This window comes from Methylobacterium sp. J-048, from assembly GCF_022829515.1.
Taxonomy (GTDB): Bacteria; Pseudomonadota; Alphaproteobacteria; order Rhizobiales; family Beijerinckiaceae; genus Methylobacterium.
Window position 1 is genome coordinate 1 of sequence record NZ_JAKSYL010000188.1, and the last position, 672, is coordinate 672.

Here is a 672-nt window from a genome sequence, read left to right on the forward strand (position 1 = left end):
CCGGCTACATCACCACGGCGGCCGAGCGCGGTGCGGATCTCGCTCGGATCATGGATCAGTCCGGCCACCGGGATCCGCGGACCGTGGTCGGGTACATCCGCAGAGCGAACGCCTTCAAGGGGCACTCGGGGAGCGGGTTCCTGTAGGATCAAAGACGCCTCTACAACTGAAGAGCACAACTAACACTATTCCTACAATAATATACAACTTAGGAATGCATTTCAGGATACTTGATAGTTAACCGCACATTAATCGGCGCCAGACATCGTGCCGTTATTCAGCATGACGCGCATGCGTCACGCTCAATCCGCCATGTCTACGAAGCTTGCCCCTGATGCAACGTGGTGCTCTCCTTAGCGCTTTCACGCGCCACCGCGGTGGCAACGTCGCGATCCTGTTCGCTTTTTTGAGCGTACCGATGCTCATGTTTGGCGGCGTGGCGATCGATTACGGCTTCGCAACCCGGCTGGAGACCAAGCTGCAGGCGGCGACAGATGGTACGGCGCTGCTCCTGTGCCAAACGCCACTCAGCACCTCGACCGCCGACCTCAATACGATGGCCCAGACGGCGATGACCGGCGCCATGGGAGCGCCCAACCTCGTGGTCGATCCGCTAACGATCACCAGCAACCCACGCCAGATCACCCTCACCACACACAAACTCTCGACGGT

At 59.1% G+C, this 672-nt stretch carries 1 protein-coding gene; it reads left to right on the plus strand.

Annotated elements, in window-relative coordinates:
* Positions 1-334: 334 nt before the first annotated feature.
* Positions 335-672: TadE/TadG family type IV pilus assembly protein (locus MKL09_RS19305; protein WP_244022793.1), on the plus strand; the 338-nt coding region annotated here is incomplete at its 3' end.